General features: G+C 64.6%; 21 protein-coding genes. 7 read left to right on the top strand and 14 right to left on the bottom strand.

What is annotated here, in order from left to right; translation table 11 throughout:
* Positions 1 to 1200, bottom strand: coding sequence for an efflux RND transporter periplasmic adaptor subunit (locus CAG31_RS08305; RefSeq protein WP_085579767.1), 1200 nt, complete (start codon positions 1198 to 1200; stop codon positions 1 to 3).
* 58 nt (positions 1201 to 1258) lie between these two features.
* Positions 1259 to 2539, bottom strand: a complete 1281-nt coding sequence (locus CAG31_RS08300; protein ID WP_085579765.1) for a TolC family protein — start codon at positions 2537 to 2539, stop codon at positions 1259 to 1261.
* Positions 2540 to 3006: 467 nt separating this feature from the next.
* On the opposite strand from CAG31_RS08300, the gene CAG31_RS08295 reads away from it, so the two are divergent.
* From CAG31_RS08295 to CAG31_RS08280, 4 genes are all read left to right on the top strand, one after another.
* Positions 3007 to 3681 (top strand): heavy metal response regulator transcription factor, encoded by a 675-nt coding sequence (locus CAG31_RS08295; protein WP_085580099.1) that lies wholly within the window; start codon positions 3007 to 3009, stop codon positions 3679 to 3681.
* Positions 3678 to 5078 carry a heavy metal sensor histidine kinase gene (locus tag CAG31_RS08290; protein WP_085579763.1) on the top strand — a complete coding sequence of 467 codons (1401 nt, stop codon included), beginning with the start codon at positions 3678 to 3680 and terminating at the stop codon, positions 5076 to 5078. The genes CAG31_RS08295 and CAG31_RS08290 overlap by 4 nt, the downstream gene beginning before the upstream one ends.
* A 177-nt stretch (positions 5079 to 5255) precedes the next feature.
* On the top strand, positions 5256 to 5687 hold the full coding sequence (locus tag CAG31_RS28665; protein ID WP_256575478.1) for a type II toxin-antitoxin system Phd/YefM family antitoxin: 432 nt from the start codon (positions 5256 to 5258) through the stop codon (positions 5685 to 5687).
* A complete protein-coding gene (locus tag CAG31_RS08280; protein WP_085579761.1) occupies positions 5684 to 6061 on the top strand; it encodes a type II toxin-antitoxin system VapC family toxin in 378 nt (125 codons plus the stop codon). Before CAG31_RS28665 ends, CAG31_RS08280 begins: the two co-directional genes overlap by 4 nt.
* Positions 6062 to 6120: 59 nt before the next feature.
* On the opposite strand, the gene CAG31_RS08275 is transcribed toward CAG31_RS08280, so the two are convergent.
* The 6 genes from CAG31_RS08275 to CAG31_RS08250 are packed head-to-tail and all read right to left on the bottom strand — an operon-like array spanning position 6121 to position 12076.
* The gene (locus CAG31_RS08275; RefSeq protein WP_085579759.1) at positions 6121 to 7863 is read right to left on the bottom strand and encodes an ABC transporter substrate-binding protein; all 1743 of its coding nucleotides are present in this window, start codon (positions 7861 to 7863) and stop codon (positions 6121 to 6123) included.
* A 47-nt stretch (positions 7864 to 7910) separates the two neighbouring features.
* Positions 7911 to 8183 (bottom strand): DUF2160 domain-containing protein, encoded by a 273-nt coding sequence (locus CAG31_RS08270; protein ID WP_085580095.1) that lies wholly within the window; start codon positions 8181 to 8183, stop codon positions 7911 to 7913.
* Positions 8184 to 8193: 10 nt separating this feature from the next.
* Complete coding sequence (locus CAG31_RS08265; RefSeq protein ID WP_085579757.1) at positions 8194 to 8994, bottom strand: carbohydrate ABC transporter permease; 801 nt, start codon at positions 8992 to 8994, stop codon at positions 8194 to 8196.
* A 9-nt stretch (positions 8995 to 9003) separates the two neighbouring features.
* Positions 9004 to 9870 (bottom strand): carbohydrate ABC transporter permease, encoded by an 867-nt coding sequence (locus CAG31_RS08260; protein WP_085579755.1) that lies wholly within the window; start codon positions 9868 to 9870, stop codon positions 9004 to 9006.
* Positions 9867 to 10982, bottom strand: coding sequence for an ABC transporter ATP-binding protein (locus tag CAG31_RS08255; protein WP_085579753.1), 1116 nt, complete (start codon positions 10980 to 10982; stop codon positions 9867 to 9869). The genes CAG31_RS08260 and CAG31_RS08255 overlap by 4 nt, the downstream gene beginning before the upstream one ends.
* Positions 10982 to 12076 (bottom strand): ABC transporter ATP-binding protein, encoded by a 1095-nt coding sequence (locus CAG31_RS08250; RefSeq protein ID WP_085579751.1) that lies wholly within the window; start codon positions 12074 to 12076, stop codon positions 10982 to 10984. The genes CAG31_RS08255 and CAG31_RS08250 overlap by 1 nt, the downstream gene beginning before the upstream one ends.
* Positions 12077 to 12326: 250 nt before the next feature.
* Here CAG31_RS08250 and CAG31_RS08245 point away from each other — a divergent pair, with 250 nt between their 5' ends.
* Positions 12327 to 14159: a sigma-54-dependent Fis family transcriptional regulator gene (locus CAG31_RS08245; RefSeq protein WP_085579749.1), complete on the top strand. Its 1833-nt coding sequence runs from the start codon at positions 12327 to 12329 to the stop codon at positions 14157 to 14159.
* A gap of 201 nt (positions 14160 to 14360) precedes the next feature.
* Here CAG31_RS08245 and cysS read toward each other — a convergent pair whose 3' ends face one another.
* A complete protein-coding gene (cysS, locus tag CAG31_RS08240) occupies positions 14361 to 15743 on the bottom strand; it encodes a cysteine--tRNA ligase (protein ID WP_085579747.1) in 1383 nt (460 codons plus the stop codon).
* A gap of 18 nt (positions 15744 to 15761) precedes the next feature.
* Positions 15762 to 17459, bottom strand: coding sequence for a glutamine--tRNA ligase/YqeY domain fusion protein (locus tag CAG31_RS08235; RefSeq protein WP_085579745.1), 1698 nt, complete (start codon positions 17457 to 17459; stop codon positions 15762 to 15764).
* 253 nt (positions 17460 to 17712) lie between these two features.
* Between CAG31_RS08235 and CAG31_RS08230 the strand changes: the two genes are divergently transcribed.
* Together CAG31_RS08230 and lpxH are read left to right on the top strand one after the other, a co-directional pair.
* Positions 17713 to 18219, top strand: a complete 507-nt coding sequence (locus CAG31_RS08230; protein ID WP_085579743.1) for a peptidylprolyl isomerase — start codon at positions 17713 to 17715, stop codon at positions 18217 to 18219.
* Entirely contained in the window at positions 18216 to 18968 is a 753-nt protein-coding gene (gene lpxH, locus CAG31_RS08225) for a UDP-2,3-diacylglucosamine diphosphatase (RefSeq protein ID WP_085579741.1), read from the top strand. The genes CAG31_RS08230 and lpxH overlap by 4 nt, the downstream gene beginning before the upstream one ends.
* 74 nt (positions 18969 to 19042) lie before the next feature.
* On the opposite strand, the gene CAG31_RS08220 is transcribed toward lpxH, so the two are convergent.
* The 4 genes from CAG31_RS08220 to CAG31_RS08205 form a co-directional block, all read right to left on the bottom strand.
* Positions 19043 to 20572, bottom strand: coding sequence for a DHA2 family efflux MFS transporter permease subunit (locus CAG31_RS08220; protein WP_085579739.1), 1530 nt, complete (start codon positions 20570 to 20572; stop codon positions 19043 to 19045).
* Positions 20573 to 20692: 120 nt separating this feature from the next.
* Positions 20693 to 21895: an HlyD family efflux transporter periplasmic adaptor subunit gene (locus tag CAG31_RS08215; RefSeq protein ID WP_085579737.1), complete on the bottom strand. Its 1203-nt coding sequence runs from the start codon at positions 21893 to 21895 to the stop codon at positions 20693 to 20695.
* Between the two features lie 15 nt (positions 21896 to 21910).
* Complete coding sequence (locus tag CAG31_RS08210) at positions 21911 to 23380, bottom strand: efflux transporter outer membrane subunit (RefSeq protein ID WP_085579735.1); 1470 nt, start codon at positions 23378 to 23380, stop codon at positions 21911 to 21913.
* Positions 23370 to 23852: a MarR family winged helix-turn-helix transcriptional regulator gene (locus CAG31_RS08205; RefSeq protein WP_085579733.1), complete on the bottom strand. Its 483-nt coding sequence runs from the start codon at positions 23850 to 23852 to the stop codon at positions 23370 to 23372. Before CAG31_RS08205 ends, CAG31_RS08210 begins: the two co-directional genes overlap by 11 nt.
* Between the last annotated feature and the right edge of the window lie 95 nt (positions 23853 to 23947).

The following is a 23947-nucleotide window of genomic DNA, read 5'->3' as shown; positions in this document are numbered from 1 at the left end:
TCAGTGAGCGTGCTCGGCCGAGGCCTTGCCCAATTCCGATTTGAGAATGAAGCTGCCGGCGGCGGCGACCTGGGTGCCGGCCTCCAGCCCTTCGGTGATTTCCACCAGTCCGGCGGCGCGGCTGCCCGGCACCACCGCTTGCGCCTTGAAGCCGTCGCCGGTGCGCACGAACACCGTGGGCCGGTCCTCCACGGTCTGGATCGCGGCCTCCGGCACGGCCACCTTGACCTGCCGGCTGTCGGTGGCCACCAACGCCGTCACGAACAGCCCCGGACGCCAGGCGCCCTGCGGGTTGGCCAGGGTCACGCGGACCGTCGCGGTGCGCGTCTGCTCACCGAGCAGATTGCCGACGTAAGCCACGGTGCCGGCCACTTCGGCATTGAGTTCCGGCGCGCTGACGGTCACTGGCTTGCCCACCTGCACCCGGTTCAGATCCTTGGGCGAAACGCCGAAGGTCACCCACACCCGCGACAGGTCCGACAGGGTGAACGCGTTGGTGGTCTCGTCGACCACCTCGCCCGGCGTCAGGTGCTTCTCCACCACCACGCCGTCGAACGGCGCGCGCAGCTCATAGCGGTTGCCTCCAGCGGCGGCCATGCTGCCGCTGAGCACGCTGATCTTCTGCCGGGCGTTGGCCAGGGCGATCTCGGCCTCTTCCAGCGCCTGGCGGGCCTGAAGGAAATCCTGCTCGGCGGAAATCCTGTCCTGCCACAGCTGCTTCTCCCGTTCATAGGTCGTGCGCGCCAAGGCCAGGCGACGTTGCGCCGCCGCCTGCTCGCTGCGCTGATCGGAGATCTGCTGGCTGGCGATCACCGCCAGCAACTGGCCCTTCTTCACCGGTTGGCCGAGCACCACCGGCACCGACTCCACGACGCCGGGCACCCGCGGCACGACGTGCGCGGTGCGGTCTTCGTCGAAGCGCACTTCGCCGGGGAACGGCAACCCGAAGCTCAGCCCCGCCGCCTGGGCCTGGGCCAGTTGAATGCCCGAGGCGGCGATCTGTTCGGCGCTCAGGGTCAGTTGCCCTTCTTCGCCTTCATCGTGCCCGCCTTCGGCCGCTGCGCTTTCGGCCGCATGCTCCGCGTGCTCGGCCGCCTCGTCGGCATGGGCGCCATCGGAAAGGTTGCCCACCCACAACGCGCCGATTCCGATGCCCAGGCTCAAGGTCGCCACCGCGACCGCCATCAGTTTTTTATCCATGGAAACTCCTCTGCGCCGCGCCGCCGATGCCGCGCTGCGGTGATCGAAACAATGAAATTCAGCGACCGGCGGCGAACGCGTCGAGATCGCCGAAAATGCGCTCGACGCGCACCCGGGCGTCGGTCGCCTCGGCGACGGCCTGGACGTATTGGGTGCGGGCGCCGATCAAGGTGCGCTGGGCGTCGAGTACGTCGAGAAAGGCGAACTTGCCCATTTCGAAGCCACGGGTGGCGCTGTCCACGGCCCGTTGCGCGGCCGGCAGGATGTTCTGGTCGAACGCCTGCGCTTCGCCGTTGGCGGTCCGCCATTGCTCCAGCGCGGTCTGGATTTCGGTGCGCAGGCGCAGCTCCGTGGCGTTGCGCAGATCCCGGGCCTGATCGGCGCGGCGCGCGGCGGCCAACACGTTGCCCTGATTGCGGTTGAACAGCGGAATGGGCATCGACAGCCCGACGACGTTGACCCGCTCACGTTCCGTTTCGCTGTACTGGCTGCCGACGCTGACGGTCAGATCCGGAATCCGCTGGGCTTTCTCCAGCCCCAACGAGGCTTCGCGCTGGTCGATCTGCAACGCCGCCAGGCGCAGTTCGGCGGTCTCGTTCAGGCGCCCGAGCAACCGGGACGACGGCGGCACCGCCGGCAGACTCGCGGCAGCCGGCGGCACCTCGGCCGCGTCCGGCAACGGCGCGCCCATGACCTGCGCCAGTTGCTGCCAGGCGTTGGCCCGGTCGCGCTCGGCCCGGCTCAGCTCAAGGCGCACCTCCGACAATTGCACCTCGGCCCGCGTGCCTTCGACCGGCGACGACTTGCCCGCCCCGATCCGTCCCTGCGCCACCCGCAAGCCATGCTCGGCCAACGCCAGCGACTGACGGGACAGTTGCAGACGTTGCTGGGCCGTCTGCACGGCGGTGTAGGCCTGGATCACGTCGGCGCGCAGGCCGAGGCGCTTGCGCTCAAGCTCAATGCCCGCCGCGTCCTGTGCCCGGCTTGCCACGTCGATCCGGGCCCCGCGCTTGCCGCCCAACTCGATGGGCTGGCTGAGGGTCACCGTGGTGGTGCGCGACTCGCGGCGGGTGTCTTCGGCCTCCCAGGAAACCTCCGGGTTGGGGATCAGCCCCGCCTGCTGCCGTTCGCCCGCGGCGATGCCGATTTCCCAGCCGGCCGCCGCCAACTCGGGGTTGCCGGCGAAGGCCGTCTGCAGGGCCTGGTCGAGGGTCAGCGCCGGGCCCGGCGAAACGACCGCCATGGCGCAGCCGCCCCACAGCAGGAGGCCGGCGGCATACAACACCCGCCGCGTGTTTTTCAGGCGCGGGCGCGCCGTCCGTTCATTTAAACCGGGCAATTGAATGTTTCCTTTTCGATTCGGGAATCTTCGATGCCGCCACGGTAGGGTTTTGAACTTATCGACAAGGTGACTGGAACATTACAAATACGTTATCCAGCGTTGACCCGGTAACTTTTGCTCTAGCATGGAAGTGTGCACGGCCAATTAGAAATACAACGAAACACTTACTCTTCGAGTATCTGCCGAACAGCACTTGCCGCACTCCTGGATTCATGAAGTGCATGAAAAATCGCCCTCAGCGCTGCGACAGACCGTCGCAGAAGGCCGATTTAGGCGCATCCGATCAACGACTTCGTTTGACCCTGAAGTGACTACAGACTTTATCCTGCACGCCTTCCTTCGGCCAAATGCCCGCAGGAAACACATTGGACCGCCGCAACTAAACAACTGAACCGGCCGATAAGAACAATAACTTCCACAGCCTGATCCATTAATTGACCCTTCAATGAAAGTGGTGATTGACCATGCGAATCCTTATTGTCGAGGACGAGCTTAAAACTGCCGAATACTTGCACCAGGGGCTGACGGAAAGCGGTTATGTCGTCGACCGTGCGGCCAACGGCGCCGACGGGCTGCACCTGGCGCAACAGCAGGCCTATGACCTGATGATCCTCGACGTCAACCTGCCGGAACTGGACGGCTGGAGCGTGCTTGAGCAACTGCGCCGCACCCGCTCCACCCGGGTGATGATGCTCACCGCCCGCGGCCGCCTGGCCGACAAGATCCGCGGCCTGGACCTGGGCGCCGACGACTATCTGGTCAAGCCGTTCGAGTTTCCCGAACTGCTGGCGCGAGTGCGCACGCTCATGCGCCGCAGCGAGAACATCCCGGTGCCGCAGGTGCTCAAGGTGGCCGACCTGGAGCTCGACCCGGGCCGTCACCGGGCCTTTCGCGACGGGCAGCGCATCGACCTCACCACCAAGGAATTCGCCCTGCTGCACCTGTTGATGCGCCAGTCCGGCGAGGTGCTGACCCGCACCCAGATCATCTCGCTGGTCTGGGACATGAACTTCGACTGCGACACCAATGTGGTGGAGGTCTCGATCCGTCGCCTGCGGGCCAAGATCGACGACCCGTTCGCCAGCAAGCTGATCCACACCCTGCGCGGCGTCGGCTATGTGCTGGAGGCGCGGGAATGAAGCCGGTCAGCCTGTCGATGCGCCTGGGGATCACGGTCAGCGCGCTGGGCGCGCTGCTGGTGGTGTTCTTGGCGGTGTTGGCCTACTTCGCCCTGACCCATGAACTGAACGCACTGTCCCGGGACAGCCTGGCCAGCAAGATGGAACAGGTCGAGCACAGCCTGTCGCTGTACACCGACCCCGGTGAGATCCGCTCCAAACCCCACATCCTGCTGGATCAGGTCATGGGCCATGACAACCTCACCCTGACCCTCTACGACCTCGACAACCCGCGCACGCCGCTGCTCAAGTCCGGCGCCGGCATGGCCGATCCGCGTCTGGAGCTCAAGGCCGCGCGGACGGCGACCGACGAACTGGCCTACACCGCCAGCACCGACTCCGCCGGGGCCAAGTTCCTCACGGCGACCAAGCTCGTGCGCCTCAAGGACGGCACCCGCGTGCCGCTGCTGCTGTCGGTGGACAACGCCCACGACCAGGCCTTGCTCAGCGCTTACCTGCGCTCGACGCTGATGGCGCTGCCGCTGCTGCTGATCTTCATCGGGCTCAGCGCCTGGGGCGCCGTGCAGCGGGGGCTGGCGCCGATGCGCGAGTTCCGCAAGGTGGCGGCGATGGTCTCGACCCAGGACCTGGACCATCGCCTGTCGGTGGTGAACATGCCTCAGGAACTGAGCGAGCTGGCCCAGGGCATCAACGTCATGCTCCATCGCTTGGACGCGGGGGTGCAGCAGCTGTCGCAGTTTTCCGACGACCTGGCCCATGAACTGCGCACGCCGATCAACAACCTGATGGGCAAGGCCCAGGTGACGCTGTCCCGGGAACGCAGCGTGGAGGAGTACCAGGACGTGCTGGTGTCCTGCATCGAGGAACTGGAACGGGTGGCGCGGATCGTGTCCGACATGCTGTTCCTGGCGCAGGTCAGCCATCCTTCGGCGCTGGCGCCGTTCGAACCGGTCGAGCTGGCGGACGAAGCGCGCAAAGTGGCCGAGATGTTCGCCCTGACGGCCCAGGACAAGCGGATCCAGCTGAGCGTGATCGGCAGCGCCCGCGTGCTGGGCGACCGCCTGATGATCCAGCGGGCGATCTCCAACCTGCTCTCCAACGCCCTGCGCCACTGCCCGGACGGCAAGACGGTCACCCTGCTGATCGAACGGGGCGCCGCCCAGTCCTCGCTGCTGGTGAGCAACCCCGGCGCCGGCATCGAGGCGCAGCACCTGCCGCACCTGTTCGACCGCTTCTACCGGGTCGACAGCAGCCGCTCGCGCACCCAGGGCAGCACCGGCCTGGGCCTGGCCATCGTGCGCTCGATCATGAGCCTGCACCGGGGCGTGGCCGAGGTGAAGAGCCTGCCGGGGGCGATGACGGTGTTCAGGTTGGGGTTTCCCAATTCGGATACGTGAGTCGCTCCGGCTCGATGGGGTGCACCGCAGCTCTTGTAGGATTCGTTACCGCTGCGCCCCATCCCCCCACAAACGCCGAAAGCTCGCGCCGTAACGTCCGTTTCGTCCTACAGCCAGCCTCAGTGAAACTCTTTAGGGTAGTGCCTGACGGATGGACTATCGGAGCGAGGCCGGATGATGAAACGGGACACCTTTTGCGAATGGATTGAAGGCCTTGATACGTTGGCCGTTCGACAACAGGTTTGGGGCGCGGCAACGGCATACGGAGCGGGATCAGTCCGCCGGGCACTTGTCTGCGCTGAACAATCGCACCCTTTTGCGGCCCCACAACATTCTGGCTATATTTGTCCAGAACTCAGGGGAAACATGATGATCATCGTTCCGTTGGCCGAAGCCAAAAACAACCTGTCCAAACTCGTCGATGAAGCCGCAGCCGGAAAAATCATCACGATTGCCAAACATGGTCGTGCACTCGCACGCCTCGTTCCCGCCGGAAAACCCGATGCCCGGCGCATCGGAGCCATGAAGGGAAAACTGACGCTACCCGATGACTTCGACGCCCCATTGTCAGACGAGATGCTGGATGCCTTCGAAGGCACTCAAGCATGAGGTTGTTGCTCGATACCCATATCCTGCTCTGGACACTCGATGACAACCCGAGACTGTCGATCAAGGCCAGAAAGCTCATCGACAACGCTGCCGACATCTATGTCAGTGCAGCATCGTTTTGGGAGATGGCGATCAAAGTGGGGCTCGGCAAGCTGAGTGTCGATCTGGAGGAAATCCGCCAATACTGCCTCGAAAGCGGTTTCATCGAACTGCCCGTATCCACCGAACACGCCATCGCCGTGAAGGATCTTCAGCCTCATCACCGCGCCCCCTTCGACCGTCTGATCATCGCCGCCGCACTGACAGAGCCCATGAAATTGCTGACCGCCGACCCTGTGGTGGCTCAATACACCGATCTGGCTGTTCTGGTTTAATCCGATGCAGAAACAAGAACGGCACCTTCCGGTGCCGTTCATTCGTTACGTCCCCGCCCTCACTTGCGCGCCGCCTCCCACGACTTGAGCAGTTCGTTGTAGCTCACGGTCTCGCCCTTGGGCTTTTCGTTGGCCAGTTTCGGCTTCGGTGCGCCGGGTTGGTCGAACCAGTATTGCGCATCGCGCTCGGGGTTCATTTTCGGCGCGCAGGTGGCCTGGGCCTTGGAGCGTTCCAGGCGGGTCATGATCGCGTCCTGATCCTTGGCCAGGCCGTCGAGGGCTTGCTGCGGGGTCTTGTCGCCGCTGGCGGCTTCGGCGATGTGGCTCCACCACAGCTGCGCCAGGCGCGGGTAGTCAGGCACGTTGGTGCCGGTCGGCGTCCACTGGATGCGGGCCGGGCTGCGGTAGAACTCCACCAGGCCGCCGAGCTTGGGCGCCAGGTCGGTCATGGCCTGGGAGTTGATGTCCGACTCGCGGATCGGCGTCAGGCCGACGATGGTTTTCTTCAGCGACACGGTTTTCGAGGTCACGAACTGCGCGTACAGCCAGGCCGCGAGCTTCTGCTTCTCGGGCGTGGATTTCATGAACGTCCAAGAACCCACGTCCTGATAGCCCAGCTTCATCCCCTCTTCCCAGTACGGCCCGCGCGGCGACGGCGCCATCCGCCATTTCGGCGTGCCGTCGGCGTTGACCACCGGCAGGCCCGGCTTGGTCATGTCGGCGGTGAACGCGGTGTACCAGAAGATCTGCTGGGCGATGTTGCCCTGGGACGGCACCGGCCCCGACTCGGAGAAGGTCATGCCTGCGGCTTCCGGCGGCGCGTACTTCTTCAGCCAGTCGACGTATTTGGTGGTGGCGAACACCGCCGCCGGGCCGTTGGTGTCGCCGCCGCGGGTCACGCTGGAGCCCACCGGATGGCAATCCTCGACGCGGATCCCCCACTCGTCCACCGGCAAGCCGTTGGGCAGGCCCTTGTCGCCGCCGCCGGCCATGGAGAACCAGGCGTCGGTGAAGCGCCAGCCCAGGGACGGATCCTTCTTGCCGTAGTCCATGTGCCCGTAGATGCGCTTGCCGTCGATTTCCTTGACGTCTTCGCTAAAGAACTTGGCGATGTCCTCGTAGGCCGACCAGTTCACCGGCACGCCCAGCTCATAGCCGTACTTTTCCTTGAACTTGGCCTTCAGGTCCGCGCGCTCGAACCAGTCGGCGCGGAACCAGTACAGGTTGGCGAACTGCTGGTCGGGCAATTGGTACAGCTTGCCGTCCGGCGCGGTGGTGAACGAGGTGCCGATGAAGTCCTTGAGATCCAGGGTCGGCGAAGTGAAGTCCTTGCCTTCGTTGGCCATCAGGTCGCTGATCGCTTCGGTCTTGCCGTAGCGAAAATGCGTGCCGATCAGGTCGGAGTCGTTGACCCAACCGTCATAGATGCTCTTGTCCGACTGCATCACGGTCTGCAGCTTCTCCACCACGTCGCCTTCCTGGAGCAGGTCGTGGGTGACCTTGATCCCGGTGATTTCGGTGAAGGCCTTGGCCAGCACCTTGGACTCATACTCGTGGGTGGTCAGGGTTTCCGAGACGACCTTGATGTCCATCCCGCGAAACGGCTCGGCGGCCTTGATGAACCACTTCAGTTCCGCCAGTTGCTGATCGGCCGTCAGGGTGGACGGCTTGAACTCGCTGCCGATCCACTTCTTCGCCGCCTCTTCGTAGGCATCGGCCCAGGCCGAAGCGCTCAGACCGCTCAAGGCCAGCAGGGCCGCCAATGAAATGCTATGTCGCAGCTTATTGTTTTTGTCGAACATAGAGACCTCCTGTTTAAGTTCCGGAGCCGCATCGCCGAGCGATTCGGTCACCCCCAACGCATCACAGCCAACAGCCACACCACAGACAACGCAAACGCTATCCAGATGCTCCAACCGGTGACGCCGATCACCAGCAAATGCAGGTAGGCGCTGCCCAGAAGACCGATGAACAAGCGGTCGCCACGGGTGGTGGCGATCGGCAGGAAACCTTTGCGCACAACGCTTGGCGAACGCAGTTCCCAGGTGGTCATGGCCACCAGGATCAGGGCGATGACGCCAAAGAACGCCGCCGTCGGGATCGTCCAGCTCATCCATTCCATCATCGGTTCCTCATACCCGGCCCAGGGCAAAGCCCTTGGCCACGTGGTTGCGGACAAACCAGATCACCAGCATGCCCGGCAAAATGGTCAACACCCCCGCCGCCGCCAGCACGCCCCAGTCGATGCCCGACGCGGACACCGTGCGGGTCATCACCGCCGCGATGGGCTTGGCGTTCACCGACGTCAGCGTGCGCGCCAACAGCAGCTCGACCCAGGAAAACATGAAGCAGAAGAACGCCGTGACGCCGATGCCGGAGCCGATCAGCGGGATGAAGATCTTCACGAAGAACTTGGGGAAACTGTAGCCGTCGATGTAGGCGGTCTCGTCGATTTCCTTGGGCACCCCGGACATGAAGCCCTCCAGGATCCACACCGCCAGCGGCACGTTGAACAGGCAGTGGGCCAGCGCCACCGCGATGTGGGTGTCGAACAGGCCGATCGACGAATACAGCTGGAAGAACGGCAGCAGGAACACCGCCGGCGGCGCCATGCGGTTGGTCAGCAGCCAGAAGAACAGGTGCTTGTCGCCCAGGAACCGGTAGCGCGAGAACGCATAGGCCGCCGGCAGCGCCACACTCAGGGAAATCACCGTGTTCAGGCTCACGTAGTACAGCGAGTTGAGGTAGCCGGTGTACCAGCTCGGGTCGGTGAAGATCACCTTGTAGTTGTGCCAGGTGAAGTCCTGGGGAAACACCGTCAGCCCGCCGAGGATCTCGGTGTTGCTCTTGAACGACATGTTCAGCAGCCAGTAGATCGGCACCAGCAGGAACAGGATGTACACCAGCAGCGGAATCAGCTTTCTCTTGCTCATGGCCGGGCCTCAGCGGTTGGCGTCGTTGTGGGTCATGGCCGTGTAGAACAGCCAGGACACCAGCAGGATGATCAGGAAGTACACCAGCGAGAACGCCGCCGCCGGCCCCAGATCGAATTGGCCGACGGCCATCTGGGTCAGCGTCTGGCTCAGGAACGTGGTGGCGTTGCCCGGCCCGCCGCCGGTGAGCACGAACGGCTCGGTGTAGATCATGAAACTGTCCATGAAGCGCAGCATCACCGCGATCAGCAGCACGCTTTTCAGCTTGGGCAACTGAATGTGGCGGAACACCGCCCAGGCCGAGGCCCGGTCGATCCGCGCCGCCTGGTAGTACACGTCGGGGATCGCCCGCAGGCCGGAGAAGCACAGCAGCGCCACCAGCGACGTCCAGTGCCACACGTCCATCACCAGCACCGTGACCCAGGCGTCCATGGTGTTGGCCGCGTAGTTGTAGCTGATGCCCACGGCATTGAGGCCCGCCCCGAGCAGGCCGATGTCGGCGCGGCCGAAGATCTGCCAGATGGTGCCCACCACGTTCCACGGGATCAGCAGCGGGATCGCCAGTACGATCAGCACCACCGACGACCAGCGGCCCTTGGTCGGCATGGTCAGGGCGATGGCGATGCCCAGCGGGATCTCGATCACCAGCACGCAGGCCGAATAGATGAACTGGCGCAGCAGCGAGTCGTGCAGGCGCGGGTCGAGCAGCACCTGCCGGTACCAGTCGGCGCCGACGAAGTAGCGGCTGGACTGGTCGAAGATGTCCTGCACCGAGTAGTTGACCACCGTCATCATCGGGATCACGGCGCTGAACGCCACCAGCAGGAACACCGGCAGCACCAGCCACCAGGCCTTGTTGTTCTGCACCTTGTTCATGGCAGCACCTCGCTGTCGTCGGTGGTGTCGAGCAGGAACTCGTCGGCGTACACCATCAGCCACTGGGCCGGAAAACTGATGTGCGCAATGCCCTGGGGCACCGGCTTGTCTTCGGCCAGGCGCACCTTGAGCGGCACGCCGTCGAGGTTGAGGGTGAGGATCTTGTAGGTGCCGAGGTCTTCGACGTGCACGACCTTGGCCTGCAGGGCGTCCTCGAACGGCTCGTCCCAGACATGGACGAACTCGGGGCGGATGCCGACCTTGAGGTTCTTCCATTGGCCGTGCTCGATGTGGCGCTGCAGGGCCTCGGACAACGGCAGGTGGGTCGAGGCGAACCCCACCCCGCCGGGCTGCGGCTGCACCTCGATCAGGTTCATCCCCGGGCTGCCGATGAAGTAGCCGACGAAGGTGTGGCTCGGCCGCTCGAACAGTTCCCGCGGCGTGCCGAACTGGACGATCTGGCCGCCGTACATCACCGCGATCTTGTCGGCGAAGGTCGAGGCCTCCAGCTGATCGTGGGTGACGTAGACCATGGTGATGTTGAACTGCTCGTGGATCTGCTTGAGCTTGCGCCGCAGTTTCCATTTCAGGTGCGGGTCGATCACCGTCAGCGGCTCGTCGAACAGGATCGCCGAGACATCGTCGCGCACCAGCCCGCGGCCCATGGAGACTTTCTGCTTTTCGTCGGCGGTGAGGTTGCGGGCCTTCTTGTTCAGCAGGCTCTGCAGGTCGAGGACGTCGGCGATCTCCTGCACCTTGCTGTGCACCTTCGCCTCCGCCAGCCCCTGGTTGCGCAGCGGGAACGCCAGGTTGTCGAACACCGTCATGGTGTCGTAGACCACCGGGAACTGGAACACCTGGGCGATGTTGCGCTGCTCCGGCGACAGGTCGTTGACCGCTTTGCCGTCGAACAGCACATGCCCCTGCGACGGGCTGAGCAGGCCGGAAATGATGTTGAGCAAGGTGGACTTGCCGCACCCCGACGGGCCGAGCAAGGCATACGCGCCGCCCTGCTCCCAGACGTGGTCCATCTCGCGGATCGCGTAGTCCTCAGGCCCCGCCGGGGTGCGGGTGTAGCTGTGGGCCAGGTGCTGCAAGCGGATCTCGGCCATCAGGCGACCCTCGCGACGCGCCGGCCCGGTGCCTGCACCAGACGGCCCTGCGCATCGAACACGAACAGTTTATGGGTGGGGATGTAGATGCGGATCGGCGCGTCGACGTCGTACTCGTGGACGCCCGGCAGGTGCAGCACCAGCAGGAAATGCTCGTTGCGCACGTGCAGGAAGGTTTCCGAGCCGCTGATCTCCGCCACTTCGACGGTGACCGCCAGCTCCAGGTCGTCATCGTTGCTCGGCACCAGCGAGATGTGGCTGGGACGCACGCCGAAGCGGAATTCGCCCTCGCCCACCGGGCGCAGGTCGACGTTCAGCGGGAAGTGCACGAAGTTGGCGAAGCTCACCTCGTTGCCGGCGATCCGGCCCGGCATCAGGTTGATCGGCGGCTCGGAGAACAGCTCGGCGGCCAGCACGGTCTTGGGCTGCTGGTAGACCTCGGTCGAGACGCCGCTCTGGATCACCCGGCCCTCGTGAAGGATGGTGGTGGTGCCGCCCAGGGCCAGCGCCTCGTTGGGCTCGGTGGTGGCGTAGACGGCGATGGTGTGGCGGGCCTTGAACAGCTCGCGCATTTCCTGGCGCAGTTCCTCGCGCAGCTTGTAGTCGAGGTTGACCAGCGGTTCGTCGAACAGGATCAGCTCGGCGTCCTTGACCAGCGCCCGGGCCATGGCCGTGCGCTGCTGCTGGCCGCCGGACAGTTCCAGCGGATGGCGCTTGAGGAACTTCTCGATGCGCAGCATCTTCGCCGTCTCCAGCACCTTGCCCTGGATCACGTCGTCGGCGATCCCGGCCTGGCGCAGCGGCGAGGCGATGTTATCGAACACCGTCATGGTCGGGTAATTGATGAACTGCTGATAGACCATCGACACGTTGCGCAACCGCACCGGGCGCTGGGTGACATCGACGCCGTTCATCAGGATGCGGCCGCTGTCGGGCTTGTCCAGCCCGGCCATCAGGCGCATCAGGCTGGTCTTGCCGGACAGCGTGCGCCCCAGCAGAACGTTGAAGGATCCGGGTTCGAAGGTCAGGCAGGCATCGTCGATCCAGGTCTGGCCCTCGACGGTGCGGCTGACATGCTCCAGGGTGAGTGACATGGCTCGGCCTTTTTATTGTTGGAGTCCTGTGGCGTGTGCAGCAGAGCGACATTCGTGCCAGAAATCCCAAGCCGTTGATTTGTCGCGAAAATCGCCGAAAGCGCCGACAAACCCTGTTCATTGCTGAACACATTTGAACACCTCGGCGATTGACAATGAACACAGGTGAACAACACTCTACCGAGGCTTTCGCCCGGTTCCGTGGGCCCCATAACAACAATAAGAACGCTGCATCCGGAGGCTGACCGCCATGGCCGCACCCGCCCCGCCGCTGTCCCATGACGCCATCGTCCAGACCTCCTGGTCCCGCTGCCGCGCCTACGGCCTGAGCCATCAGAGCGTCCCGGCGTTCGACCAGTTGCCCGCCGCCGGCATCGCCCGCCTGCTCGACAGCCACCACTCGCTGGTGCAGACCACCCACCAGGAAGTGCTGCCCTACTACGAGAACATCCTGAGCAACTCCAACTGCCTGATCATGCTCGCCGACAACCAGGGCCAGGTGCTGACGTCCTGGGGCACCCAGCGCTTCATCGAGCCGAACCAGGCCCGGGGTTTCCAGGCCGGCGCCAGCTGGATGGAACGCTCCAGCGGCACCAACGCCATCGGCACGGCCCTGGCCTGCGAGCAGGCGGTGCACATCGAGCACGACGAGCATTTCCTCAAGGCCAACCGCTTCATGACCGGTTCGGCCGCGCCGATCTTCGACGCCGAACGCAAGGTGATCGCGGTGCTGGACGTCTCCAGCGACAGCTACCTGCCGCCCTCCCACACCCTGGGCATGGTCAAGATGATGAGCCAGACCGTGGAGAACCGGCTGATCCTCAACCTGTTCCGCGGCCAGCACTTCGAGCTGACCTTCAACACCGGGTTGAACAACCTCGACAGCCAGTGGGCCGGGCTTTTGGTCTTCGACGAAAGCGGCCAGGTGCTGTCGGCCAACCGCCGGGCCGACAACCTGCTGGGCCTGCGCCTGTCGCGGGTGAGCGTCGAAAGCCTGTTCCAGGTGTCGCTGCTGGAATTGATCAACCAGCCCGACGGCCTGCCGTTCGCGTTGCAGACCGCAGGGCGCAACCGCTTCCAGTGCCTGCTGAGGCGGCCGAAACAGGCGCTCGTCCAGCCCCGGGTGTTCGCCGAACCGAAGGCGGCTGCGCCCGCCGCCGTCAGCCTGGGCACCCTGCACTTCGGCGACAGCCGCGTGGAAAAGGCCGTGCGCCAGGCCGAACGCCTGCTGGAGAAAGACATTCCGCTGCTGATCCACGGCGAGACCGGCGTCGGCAAGGAAGTCTTCGTCAAGGCCTTGCACCAGGCCAGCTCCCGCAGCAAACAGGCGTTCATCGCCGTCAACTGCGCGGCGATCCCCGCCGAACTGGTGGAGTCCGAACTGTTCGGCTACGAAAAGGGTGCGTTCACCGGCGCCAACCAGAAAGGCAGCATCGGCCTGATCCGCAAGGCCGACAAAGGCACGCTGTTCCTCGACGAGATCGGCGACATGCCCCTGCCGACCCAGGCCCGCCTGCTGCGGGTGCTGCAGGAGCGTTGCGTGCAGCCGGTGGGCAGCGGCGAGCTGTTCCCGGTGGACTTGCGGATCATCTCCGCCACCAACCGCTCGTTGCGCGAACAGGTGCAGCTGGGGCGCTTTCGCGAAGACCTGTATTACCGCATCGGCGGCCTGACGCTGGAACTGCCGCCCTTGCGCGAGCGCAGCGATAAGGAGGCGCTGTTCAAACGGTTATGGGAACAGCATCGCGAACCCACGCAATGGGCGGGGTTGAGCCAGGAGGTGCTGGAATTGTTTGGCCGTCATCCGTGGCCCGGCAACCTGCGCCAGGTCAGCAGCGTGATGCAGGTGGCGCTTGCCATGGCCGAAGATCAACCGGTGCGACCCGAACACTTGCCGGATGATTTTTTTGTCGATCTGGAGATGGAGCCGGTGGAGACGATGGCGCCGTTGGAAATCGACCTGAACGATGCCGAAGCGCTGAACCGGGAGTTGCGGGCAGCCGGAGGGAACATTTCCCACTTGGCGCGGCGATTGGGGGTCAGCCGCAACACCTTGTACAAGCGGTTGCGCCAGGCTGAATGACGCACTAGACGGGCGGGCCTGATCGCTGGCAAGCCAGCTCCCACAGGGAATTGAGTCGTCCGCAAAACTGATGAACACCTGTGAAATTTGTGGGAGCTGGCTTGCCAGCGATAGCGTCAGCCCGGACGCCTCAGGATCCTGAGGCAGCAAAAAAACAAAACCCGCACAAGGCGGGTTTTGTTTTGCGGCAAGCAACGGCAATCAGTCAGCCAGACGCCAGGTCGTGCCGCCCTTGCCGTCTTCCAGCACCACGCCCATGGCGGTGAGCTGGTCGCGGATGCGGTCGGATTCGGCCCAGTCCTTGCCGGCCCGCGCCGCCAGGCGTGCAGCGATCAGCGCTTCGACCTCGGCCGCATCGACACGCCCTTCGGCGCCGGCCTGCAGGAAGTCGTCGGCCTCCAGCTGCAGCACGCCCAGCACGCTGGCCAGTTCCTTCAGGCGCGCCGCCAGACCGGCCGCCGCGTCGATGTCGCTTTCGCGCAGGCGGTTGATCTCGCGCACCATCTCGAACAGCACCGCACAGGCTTCCGGCGTGCCGAAGTCGTCGTTCATCACCGTGGTGAAACGCTCGACGAACGCCTCGCCACCGGCCGGCGCCACGGCCGGCAGGCCTTTCAACGCATGGTAGAAACGCTCCAGGGCGCCCTTGGCGTCCTTGAGGTTGTCTTCCGAATAGTTGATCGCGCTGCGGTAGTGGCTCGACACCAGCAAGTAACGCACGACTTCCGGGTGGTACTTGTCGAGCACGTCGCGGATGGTGAAGAAGTTGTTCAAGGACTTGGACATCTTCTCGCCATTGATGCGGATCATGCCGCAGTGCATCCACGCGTTGGCGTAGGTCTTGCCGGTGGCCGCCTCGCTCTGGGCGATCTCGTTCTCGTGGTGCGGGAACTCCAGGTCGCTGCCGCCGCCGTGGATGTCGAAGGTCTCGCCCAGGCAGCAGGTGGACATCACCGAGCACTCGATGTGCCAGCCCGGACGCCCGGCGCCCCACGGCGATTCCCAGCTCGGCTCGCCCGGCTTGGCCGCTTTCCACAGCACGAAGTCCAGCGGATCCTGCTTGGCCTCGTCGACCTCGATCCGCGCGCCGATGCGCAGGTCTTCGATCTTCTTGCGCGACAGCTTGCCGTAGCCCATGAACTTGCCGACGCGGTAGTACACGTCGCCGTTGCCCGGCGCGTAGGCGTAGCCCTTGTCGATCAGGGTCTGGATCATCGCGTGCATGCCCGGGATGTGGTCGGTGGCACGCGGTTCCATGTCCGGCTTGAGGATGTTCAGGCGCGCTTCGTCCTCGTGCATCGCCGCGATCATGCGCTCGGTCAGCGCTTCGAACGACTCGCCGTTCTCGTTGGCCCGGTTGATGATCTTGTCGTCGATGTCGGTGATGTTGCGCACATAGGTCAGGTCGTAGCCGCTGAACCGCAGCCAGCGGGTCACCAGGTCGAACGCGACCATGCTGCGGCCGTGGCCCAGGTGGCAGAAGTCGTACACGGTCATGCCGCACACGTACATGCGCACCTTGTTGCCGTCCAGCGGCTTGAAGGCTTCTTTGCTCTTGGTGAGCGTGTTGTAGATCGTAAGCACGTTAATTCCTTGACTGAATCACTGACCCCAGGAGTCGCGCAGGGTCACGGTACGGTTGAATACCGGTGCGCCCGGTTTCGAGTCCTTGATGTCTGCGACGAAGTAGCCTTCGCGCTCGAACTGGAAACGGTCTTCCGGCTGTGCGTTGCCGAGCGAAGGTTCGGCACGACAACCGGTGAGGACCTGCAGGGAGTCAGGGTTGATGTTGTCCAGGAAGCTGGCGCCGTCCTCGGCCTTCTCCGGGTTCGGAGAACGGAACAGGCGATCGTACAGGCGCACTTCGCACTCGACGCTGGCGGCCGCCGGCACCCAGTGGATCACGCCCTTGACCTTGCGGCCTTCAGGGTTCTTGCCCAGGGTGTCCGGGTCGTACGAGCAGCGCAGCTCGACGATGTTGCCGTCGGCATCCTTGATGGCCTCGTCCGCACGGATCACGTAGCTGCCGCGCAGGCGCACTTCGCCGGCCGGCTCCAGGCGCTTGTAGCCCTTGGGCGGCTCTTCCATGAAGTCGTCGCGGTCGATGTAGATTTCCCGGGCGAACGGCAGGACGCGTACGCCCATGTCCTCTTTCGGGTGGCACGGCAGTTCGAGGTTCTCGACCTGGCCTTCCGGGTAATTGGTGATGACCACCTTCAGCGGACGCAGCACGCACATGGCGCGCGGCGCGCTCTGGTCGAGGTCGTCGCGGATGCTGAACTCAAGCATGCCGAAGTCCACCACGCCGTCGGAACGGTTGGTGCCGATCATTTCGCAGAAGTTGCGGATCGATTTCGGCGTGTAGCCACGGCGGCGGAAGCCCGACAGCGTGGACATGCGCGGATCGTCCCAGCCGTTGACGTGCTTCTCGTCGACCAGTTGCTTGAGCTTGCGCTTGCTGGTGATGGTGTAGTTCAGGTTCAGGCGACTGAACTCGTACTGGCGCGGGTGCGCCGGCACCGACAGGTTGTCGAGGAACCAGTCGTACAGCGGACGGTGGCCTTCGAACTCCAGGGTGCAGATCGAGTGGGTGATGCCTTCGATGGCGTCCGACTGACCGTGGGTGAAGTCGTAGTTGGGGTAGATGCACCACTTGTCGCCCGTCTGGTGGTGATGGGCGTGGCGGATGCGGTACAGGATCGGGTCGCGCAGGTTCATGTTCGGCGAGGCCATGTCGATCTTGGCGCGCAGCACGCGGGCGCCGTCCGGGAACTCGCCGGCGCGCATGCGGGCGAACCAGTCCAGGTTCTCTTCCACCGAACGGTAGCGGAACGGGCTGTCCTTGCCGGCCTCGGTCAGGCTGCCGCGGTATTCCTTGGCCTGGTCGGGCGTCAGGTCGCAGACGTAGGCCTTGCCGGCCTTGATCAGCTCGACGGCCCAGTCGTGCAGCTGGTCGAAGTACTGCGAGGCGTAGCGCACTTCGCCGGCCCATTCGAAGCCCAGCCATTTGACGTCGCTTTCGATGGCGTCGATGTATTCCTGGTCTTCCTTGGCCGGGTTGGTGTCGTCGAAACGCAGGTGGGTGACGCCGCCGAACTCCTGGGCCAGGCCGAAGTTCACGCAGATCGACTTGGCGTGGCCGATGTGCAGGTAGCCGTTGGGCTCAGGCGGGAAACGGGTGACGATCTGCGTGTGCTTGCCCGAGTCCAGATCCGCCTGGATGATCGGGCGCAGGAAATTGACCGGCACGGCTGGGCCGGTCTTGGCGTTCGAGGTCGGGTCGACGGTGGGCTTGCTCATAGGATCCTTGACGTACATGTGCGCGGCCGCCGTGAGGGGGCCAGACAAAACAAAGCCGCTATCATAGCCGATGCCGTCAAGGGGCTGACAGAGCAGGCCCCACAAAAGGAACGCATTTAATCGCGGACCGGTGAAAAACAGCCTCGAAATTCGCGCCCGTCACGCTAAACTGCGCACCTTGGCCGAAACCGGCTGAACCGGTTGCGGGGCCTGAGGCTCCAAGACCACGAATTCCTTATAAAGAGTACTGACCATGACTCAAGTCAAACTGACCACCAACCACGGTGACATCGTCATCGAACTGAACGCTGAAAAGGCCCCGATCACCGTGGCCAACTTCATCGAATACGTTAAGAAAGGTCACTACGAAAACGTCGTGTTCCACCGCGTCATCAAGGGCTTCATGATCCAGGGCGGCGGTTTCGAGCCGGGCATGTCGGAAAAGAAAGACAAGAGCCCGAGCATCCAGAACGAAGCCGACAACGGCCTGAAGAACGACAAGTACACCATCGCCATGGCCCGCACCATGGAGCCGCATTCGGCTTCGGCGCAGTTCTTCATCAACGCCTCCGACAACAGCTTCCTGAACCACACCGGCAAGACCGTTCAGGGCTGGGGCTACGCCGTGTTCGGCAAAGTGGTTGAAGGCACCGACGTGGTCGACAAGATCGAAGGCGTGTCCACCACCTCCAAGGCCGGCCACCAGGACGTGCCGAAAGACGACGTGATCATCGAGAAAGCCGAGATCATCGAAGCGTGATATTGCTGATTTCAGACTTGCATCTGGAAGAGGAGCGCCCGGACATCACCCGGGCGTTTCTGGATTTGCTCGCCGGACGCGCCCGCTCGGCGAGTGCGCTGTACATCCTGGGCGACTTTTTCGAGGCGTGGATCGGCGACGATGCCATGACTCCGTTCCAGCGTTCCATCTGCCGGGCCCTGCGCGAACTGAGCGACAGCGGCACCGCAATCTTTCTGATGCACGGCAACCGCGACTTCCTGCTCGGCCAGGCCTTCTGCAAAGAGGCCGGCTGCACGCTGCTGAAGGATCCGAGTGTCGTGCAACTCAACGGCGAACCCGTCCTGCTGATGCACGGCGACAGCCTGTGCACCCGCGACGAAGCCTACATGAAGCTGCGCCGCTACCTGCGCAACCCCGTCACCCTGTTCATCCTGCGCCACCTGCCCTTGGGCACGCGGCACAAGCTGGCGCGCAAGCTGCGCAGCGAAAGCCGTGCGCAGACGCGGATGAAGGCCAATGACATCGTCGACGTCACGCCCGAGGAAATCCCGCGGATCATGCAGGAACACGGGGTGAAGACCCTGATCCACGGCCACACCCACCGGCCGGCCATCCACAAGCTGCAACTGGGCGACCAGGCGGCCAAGCGGATCGTGCTGGGGGACTGGGACCGCCAGGGCTGGGCATTGCAGGTGGACGACAACGGCTTTGCGCTGGCGCCGTTCGATTTCGCTCCGCCGCCGGCGTTGCCTTCTCCCGCGCCTTAATCCTGCGGCGCCTGAACCGGCGTCATCGCCAGCAGGCTGGCGATAGCGTCCGCAAGGACGCCAAAGCGCACACCTCAGTGGCCGCTGGCCTCCGGCCCCGCCTTGGCGGAAAACGGCGGCTTGGCCAGCCACACGATCAGGATCAGCGCCATGAACCCCCACCCCAGCAGCGTGAAATAGTCCACGGTGGAAAGCATGTAGGCCTGGCCGGTCAGCACATGATCCAGTTGCGCATACGCCGGGTTGCCCGCCCCGCCCAGGTTGTTCAGCGCCTCCCGGGTGGCCGGCTCGTAGGTGCTGATGCTTTCGCTCATGTAGGCATGGTGCTGGTCGGCGCGGCGGATCCAGATCCAGGTGGTCAGCGAGGCCGCGAAGCTGCCGCCCAGGGTACGCAGGAACGTCGCCAGCCCGGCGCCGTCGGCGATCTGGTGCGGCGGCAGGTCGGACATCAGGATGCTCAGGGTCGGCATGAAGAACAGCGCCACGCCGATGCCCATGAACAGCTGCACGAGGGCGACGTGCTGGAAGTCCACCTCGTTGGTGAACTCGGCGCGCATGAAGCAGCTCAGGCCGATCGCCAGGAACGCCAGCCCCGCCAGCAGGCGCAGGTCGAACTTGTGCGCGTACTTGCCGACGAACGGCGACAGCACCACCGGCAAGATCCCGATCGGCGCCACCGCCAGCCCGGCCCAGGTGGCGGTGTAGCCCATCTGGGTCTGCAGCCATTGCGGCAGGATCAGGTTGATGCCGAAGAACCCGGCGTAGCCCAACACCAGCACCAGCGTGCCGATGCGAAAGTTGCGGTGCGAGAACAGGCGCAGGTTGACCACCGGGTGCCGGTCGGTCATTTCCCAGATCACGAACACCGCCAGCGCCACCACCGAGATCGCCGCGCCGATGATGATGAAGCTCGACTCGAACCAGTCCAGGTCATTGCCCTTGTCGAGGATCACCTGCAACGCGCCGACGCCGATGATCAATGAGATCAGCCCCACGTAATCCATCGGCTGACGGCTGGTGACCACCGGCCGCTTGGCCAGTTGCTGGCGCACCACCATCACCGCGAAGATCCCGATGGGCACGTTGATGAAGAAGATCCACGGCCAGCTGTAGCTATCGGTGATCCAGCCGCCGAGGATGGGGCCGGCGATCGGCGCCACCACCGTGACCATCGCCAGCAACGCCAGGGCCATGCCGCGCCTGGCCGGCGGGTAGACCGCGATCAGCAGGGTCTGGGTCATCGGGTACAGGGGACCGGCCACCAGCCCTTGCAGGACGCGAAAGCCGATCAGTTCCGGCATCGACGTGGAAATGCCGCACAGGAACGAGGCCAGCACGAACAGCATGGTCGCCCACAGGAACAGCTTCACCTCGCCGAAGCGCCGGCTCAGCCAGCCGGTGAGCGGCAGCGCGATGGCGTTGCTCACGGCAAACGAGGTGATCACCCAGGTGCCCTGCTCCGAACTCACGCCGAGGTTGCCGGAGATGGTCGGCAGCGCCACGTTGGCGATGGTGGTGTCGAGCACTTGCATGAAGGTCGCCAGCGACAGGCCGATGGTGCTGAGCACCAGGCTGGGCGGCGCAAAAGAGGCGTTATTGCTCATTGCGGATCCTTGGAGCCTGTTTGTAGGAGCAAGCGGGCGCGCGAGGGCGACGCTCTTGCCGGCATCTGCGTTGCCGGGATGGTCGCCTTCGCGGGCAAGCCCGCTCCCACAGGGAGGGTGTCAGCGTTGCGCGGTCTTGCTGACGGCGGCGCTGTTGTCGTGGATCAACTGGGTGATCATCGCGTCGGCCTCGGACAGCTGACGGTCATACACGCTGGTGGTGAACGACGCCTTCTGCGGCGGCTGCTGGGCCAGCACCGGACCGCTCTGGTCGTGCAGGTTGACCTCGACGTTGGTCGACAGACCCACGCGCAGCGGATGCTTGGCCAGCTCTTCGGCGTTGATGTGGATGCGCACCGGCACGCGCTGGACGATCTTGATCCAGTTGCCGGTGGCGTTCTGCGCCGGCAGCAGGGCGAACGCGCTGCCGGTGCCGGCGCCGAGGCTGTCCACGGTGCCGCTGTACTTCACGTCGCTGCCGTAGATGTCCGACTCGATCTCCACCGGCTGGCCCATGCGCATGTCGCGCAACTGGGTTTCCTTGAAGTTGGCGTCGATCCACAGTTGGTTCAGCGGGATCACCGCCATCAGCGCGGTGCCCGGCTGCACGCGTTGGCCCAGCTGGACGGTGCGCTTGGCGACATAACCGGTGACCGGCGCGATCAGCGTGCTGCGCGCGTTGTTCAGGTAGGCCTGACGCAGTTCGGCGGCGGCGGCCATCACGTCCGGGTGCGACGACACCACGGTGTCATCGACCAGCGCACTGGTGGTCTTGAGTTGCTGCTTGGCGTTGGCCAGGGCGTTCTGCGCCGAGGTCAGGTCGTCACGGGCGTGGGACAGCTCTTCCTGGGAAATCGCCCCGCCGGCGGCGAGGTTCTTGCGGCGGTTGAAGTTGTCCTGGGCCTTCTGCACTTCGGCCTGCTGGGCGTTGACCTGGGCTTTCATGCCGTCGACGTTGCTGTACAGGCCGCGCACCTGGCGCACGGTGCGGGCCAGTTTGGCCTGGGCGCTCTGCAGGCCGACTTCGGCGTCGTTCGGGTCGAAGTTCACCAGCACCTGGCCTTCTTGCACCAGGTCGCCGTCGTCGGCTCCGATGCTGACCACGGTGCCGGTCACCAACGGCGTGATCTCGACCACGTTGCCGTTGACGTAGGCGTCGTCGGTGCTTTCGCTGAAGCGGCCGTAGAACTGGTGATAGCCCCAGACGCCGGCGCAGGCGACGGCGACCGCAAGGGCCAGCCCCGCCAGCATCGCCTTGCGCTTGCGCGGGTTGCCGGTGTCTTGAGCGTTGTCTTGAGCTTGAGTGTTTTGCGCAGTGGCCATGGCAAGTACCTTGATTTAGTTGTGCGGCGTGGCTGGAGCGGTATTGGCTGCGGTCAGGGTGTCACCCTGGAAGCCGCCGCCCAGCGCTTGCATCAGTTGAATCGACAGGTCGATCTGCTCGGCGTTGAGGCTGGCCAGCTGTCGCTGGGCCTGCAGCAGTTGCTGCTCGATGCTGAGCACGTCCAGGTAGTTGCCGATGCCGGAACCGTAACGCTGGACGACGGTGTTGTAGGACTCCTGGGCGATCTCGGTCGCATGCTGCTGGGCGCCGATCTGCCGGCCGATGTCACGCAACTGGTTGAGGCTGTCGCTGACATCGCCCAATGCTTTCACCAGGCTTTTGTTGTACTGCGCCACCGCCAGGTCGTAGTCGGCGTCCTTGGCGTCGAGGTTGGCCCGCAAGCGTCCGCCGTCGAAGATCGGCACGGACAGGGTCGGCGCGATGTTGAAGAAGCGGCTGGCGGAACCGAACATCGCGTCGCCCAGCAAGGACTCGGCGCCGGCGGCGGCCGTCAGGTTCAGGTTGGGGTAGAAGCGGGTCTTGGCCGAGGCGATGTCCTTGCTCGCGGCCTCCACGCGCCAGCGTGCGGCCACCAGGTCCGGGCGACGGCCGAGCAGTTCGGCCGGCAGCACCGACGGCAGCGCCACGGCGCTGGCCTTGAGGACGTTCGGCCGGGCGATTTCGTTGCCGCGGTCCGGGCCTTTGCCGAGCAGCACGGCCAGGGCGATCTTGGCGCTGTTCAGGCGTTTTTCCGCGTCGACCAGGCTGGCTTCGGAGCTGGCCTCCAGGCTTTGGGTCTGTTGCAGCTGGTATTGGCTGTCGATGCCGGAACGCAGGCGCCGCTCGCTCAGGTCGAGCATCTGCCGGGTGCGCTTGAGGTCTTCGCTGGCCAGGTCGTGGACGATGTGCGCCTGACCGAGGTCGCTGTAGGCCCGGGCCACGTCGGCGGCCAAGGTCAGTTGCGCGGCCTGGCGGTCGACTTCGGCGGCGCGGGCCTGGCCCAGGGCCGCTTCCCACGCGTCACGCTGGCCGCCCCACAGGTCGAAGTTGTAGTTGAAGCCGGCGCTGAGGTTGCGCACGGTGGAGTACGCCCCGCCCTGCCCCCGCGGATCCTGGTCGCGGGCCAGGCGCGAACGGCTGATGCCGGCGCTGGCGTCGAGGGTCGGGTAGCGTTCGGCATCGGCGGCGGACGCGGCGGCGTTGGCCTGGTGGGCGCGGGCTTCGGCGATCTGCATGTCCGGGCTGTCGCGCAGGGCTTCGCGGATCAGGCCGTCGAGCTGGGGATCGCCGAGGCCGGTCCACCAGTCGCTTTTCGGCCAGGCGGCGGGCGACAGGGTCACGCCGTCGAGCGACTGTCCTGCCTTCAGGCTTTTGGCGTCGAGCCGCACGCCTTCGGTTTCGAGGCCGCTGTAGTTGGCGCAGCCGGCGAGGATCATCGCCGACAGCAGCAGCGTCACGCCGCTGCGCAAGGTCTTACCGCTCATTGTGCTCACCCAGGCGCAGCACGGTGATCGAGTCGCCGGCGGCCAGCAGAATTTTCTTGAGGATGTGTTGCAGGGTCACCAGCTCGTCGGGCGTGATCGCCCCGGCCAGTTCGTTCATGGCGTCGGCGCCGATCTGCGGCAGGCGGTCGGCCAGTTGCTGGCCCTGCTCCGTCAGCTTCAGCCGCACCTGACGGCGATCGTCTTCGCTGCGCTGGCGGATCAGGAAGCCTTTCTGCTCCAGACGGTCGAGCATGCGGGTCATCGAACCGCTGTCCAGCGACAGGTGCCGGCACAGCTCGGCCGGTGTATCGACGCCGTACTGGGCCACGATGATCAGCACCTTGAACTGCGCGGCGGTGATGCCGTGGGGCTCCATGTGGGTATCGATGATCCGGTCCTTGAGCAACGCGGCGCGGCCCAGCAGCAGGCCCAGATGGCAGTTCTTGAATTCGTCGGGGGTGAAATGCTTCATTTGCGCACCTAATGACTGCCTAGGCAGTGAATGTGTGACGAAATATTACTGCTTAGGCAGCGAATGTCAACGCAATCGTTAGGTTGCTTTGTTAT

Source organism: Pseudomonas sp. R25(2017) (genome assembly GCF_002112565.1).
In the GTDB taxonomy this organism is placed as follows: Bacteria; Pseudomonadota; Gammaproteobacteria; order Pseudomonadales; family Pseudomonadaceae; genus Aquipseudomonas; species Aquipseudomonas ekonensis.
Note: the sequence above shows the minus strand (reverse complement) of the source record. Positions and strands in the feature narration are given on the sequence as shown.

Bases quoted from the DNA above. Each gene is read 5' to 3' on its own strand.
- CAG31_RS28665 (WP_256575478.1), top strand. From the start codon at position 5,256: ATGAAACGGGACACCTTTTGCGAATGGATTGAAGGCCTTGATACGTTG.
- CAG31_RS08275 (WP_085579759.1), bottom strand. From the start codon at position 7,863: ATGTTCGACAAAAACAATAAGCTGCGACATAGCATTTCATTGGCGGCC.
- CAG31_RS08250 (WP_085579751.1), bottom strand. From the start codon at position 12,076: ATGTCACTCACCCTGGAGCATGTCAGCCGCACCGTCGAGGGCCAGACC.
- CAG31_RS08255 (WP_085579753.1), bottom strand. From the start codon at position 10,982: ATGGCCGAGATCCGCTTGCAGCACCTGGCCCACAGCTACACCCGCACC.
- CAG31_RS08230 (WP_085579743.1), top strand. From the start codon at position 17,713: ATGACTCAAGTCAAACTGACCACCAACCACGGTGACATCGTCATCGAA.
- CAG31_RS08265 (WP_085579757.1), bottom strand. From the start codon at position 8,994: ATGAGCAAGAGAAAGCTGATTCCGCTGCTGGTGTACATCCTGTTCCTG.
- CAG31_RS08205 (WP_085579733.1), bottom strand. From the start codon at position 23,852: ATGAAGCATTTCACCCCCGACGAATTCAAGAACTGCCATCTGGGCCTG.
- CAG31_RS08260 (WP_085579755.1), bottom strand. From the start codon at position 9,870: ATGAACAAGGTGCAGAACAACAAGGCCTGGTGGCTGGTGCTGCCGGTG.
- CAG31_RS08295 (WP_085580099.1), top strand. From the start codon at position 3,007: ATGCGAATCCTTATTGTCGAGGACGAGCTTAAAACTGCCGAATACTTG.
- CAG31_RS08215 (WP_085579737.1), bottom strand. From the start codon at position 21,895: ATGGCCACTGCGCAAAACACTCAAGCTCAAGACAACGCTCAAGACACC.
- CAG31_RS08245 (WP_085579749.1), top strand. From the start codon at position 12,327: ATGGCCGCACCCGCCCCGCCGCTGTCCCATGACGCCATCGTCCAGACC.
- CAG31_RS08290 (WP_085579763.1), top strand. From the start codon at position 3,678: ATGAAGCCGGTCAGCCTGTCGATGCGCCTGGGGATCACGGTCAGCGCG.
- CAG31_RS08220 (WP_085579739.1), bottom strand. From the start codon at position 20,572: ATGAGCAATAACGCCTCTTTTGCGCCGCCCAGCCTGGTGCTCAGCACC.
- CAG31_RS08210 (WP_085579735.1), bottom strand. From the start codon at position 23,380: ATGAGCGGTAAGACCTTGCGCAGCGGCGTGACGCTGCTGCTGTCGGCG.
- CAG31_RS08235 (WP_085579745.1), bottom strand. From the start codon at position 17,459: ATGAGCAAGCCCACCGTCGACCCGACCTCGAACGCCAAGACCGGCCCA.
- CAG31_RS08270 (WP_085580095.1), bottom strand. From the start codon at position 8,183: ATGGAATGGATGAGCTGGACGATCCCGACGGCGGCGTTCTTTGGCGTC.
- CAG31_RS08305 (WP_085579767.1), bottom strand. From the start codon at position 1,200: ATGGATAAAAAACTGATGGCGGTCGCGGTGGCGACCTTGAGCCTGGGC.
- CAG31_RS08280 (WP_085579761.1), top strand. From the start codon at position 5,684: ATGAGGTTGTTGCTCGATACCCATATCCTGCTCTGGACACTCGATGAC.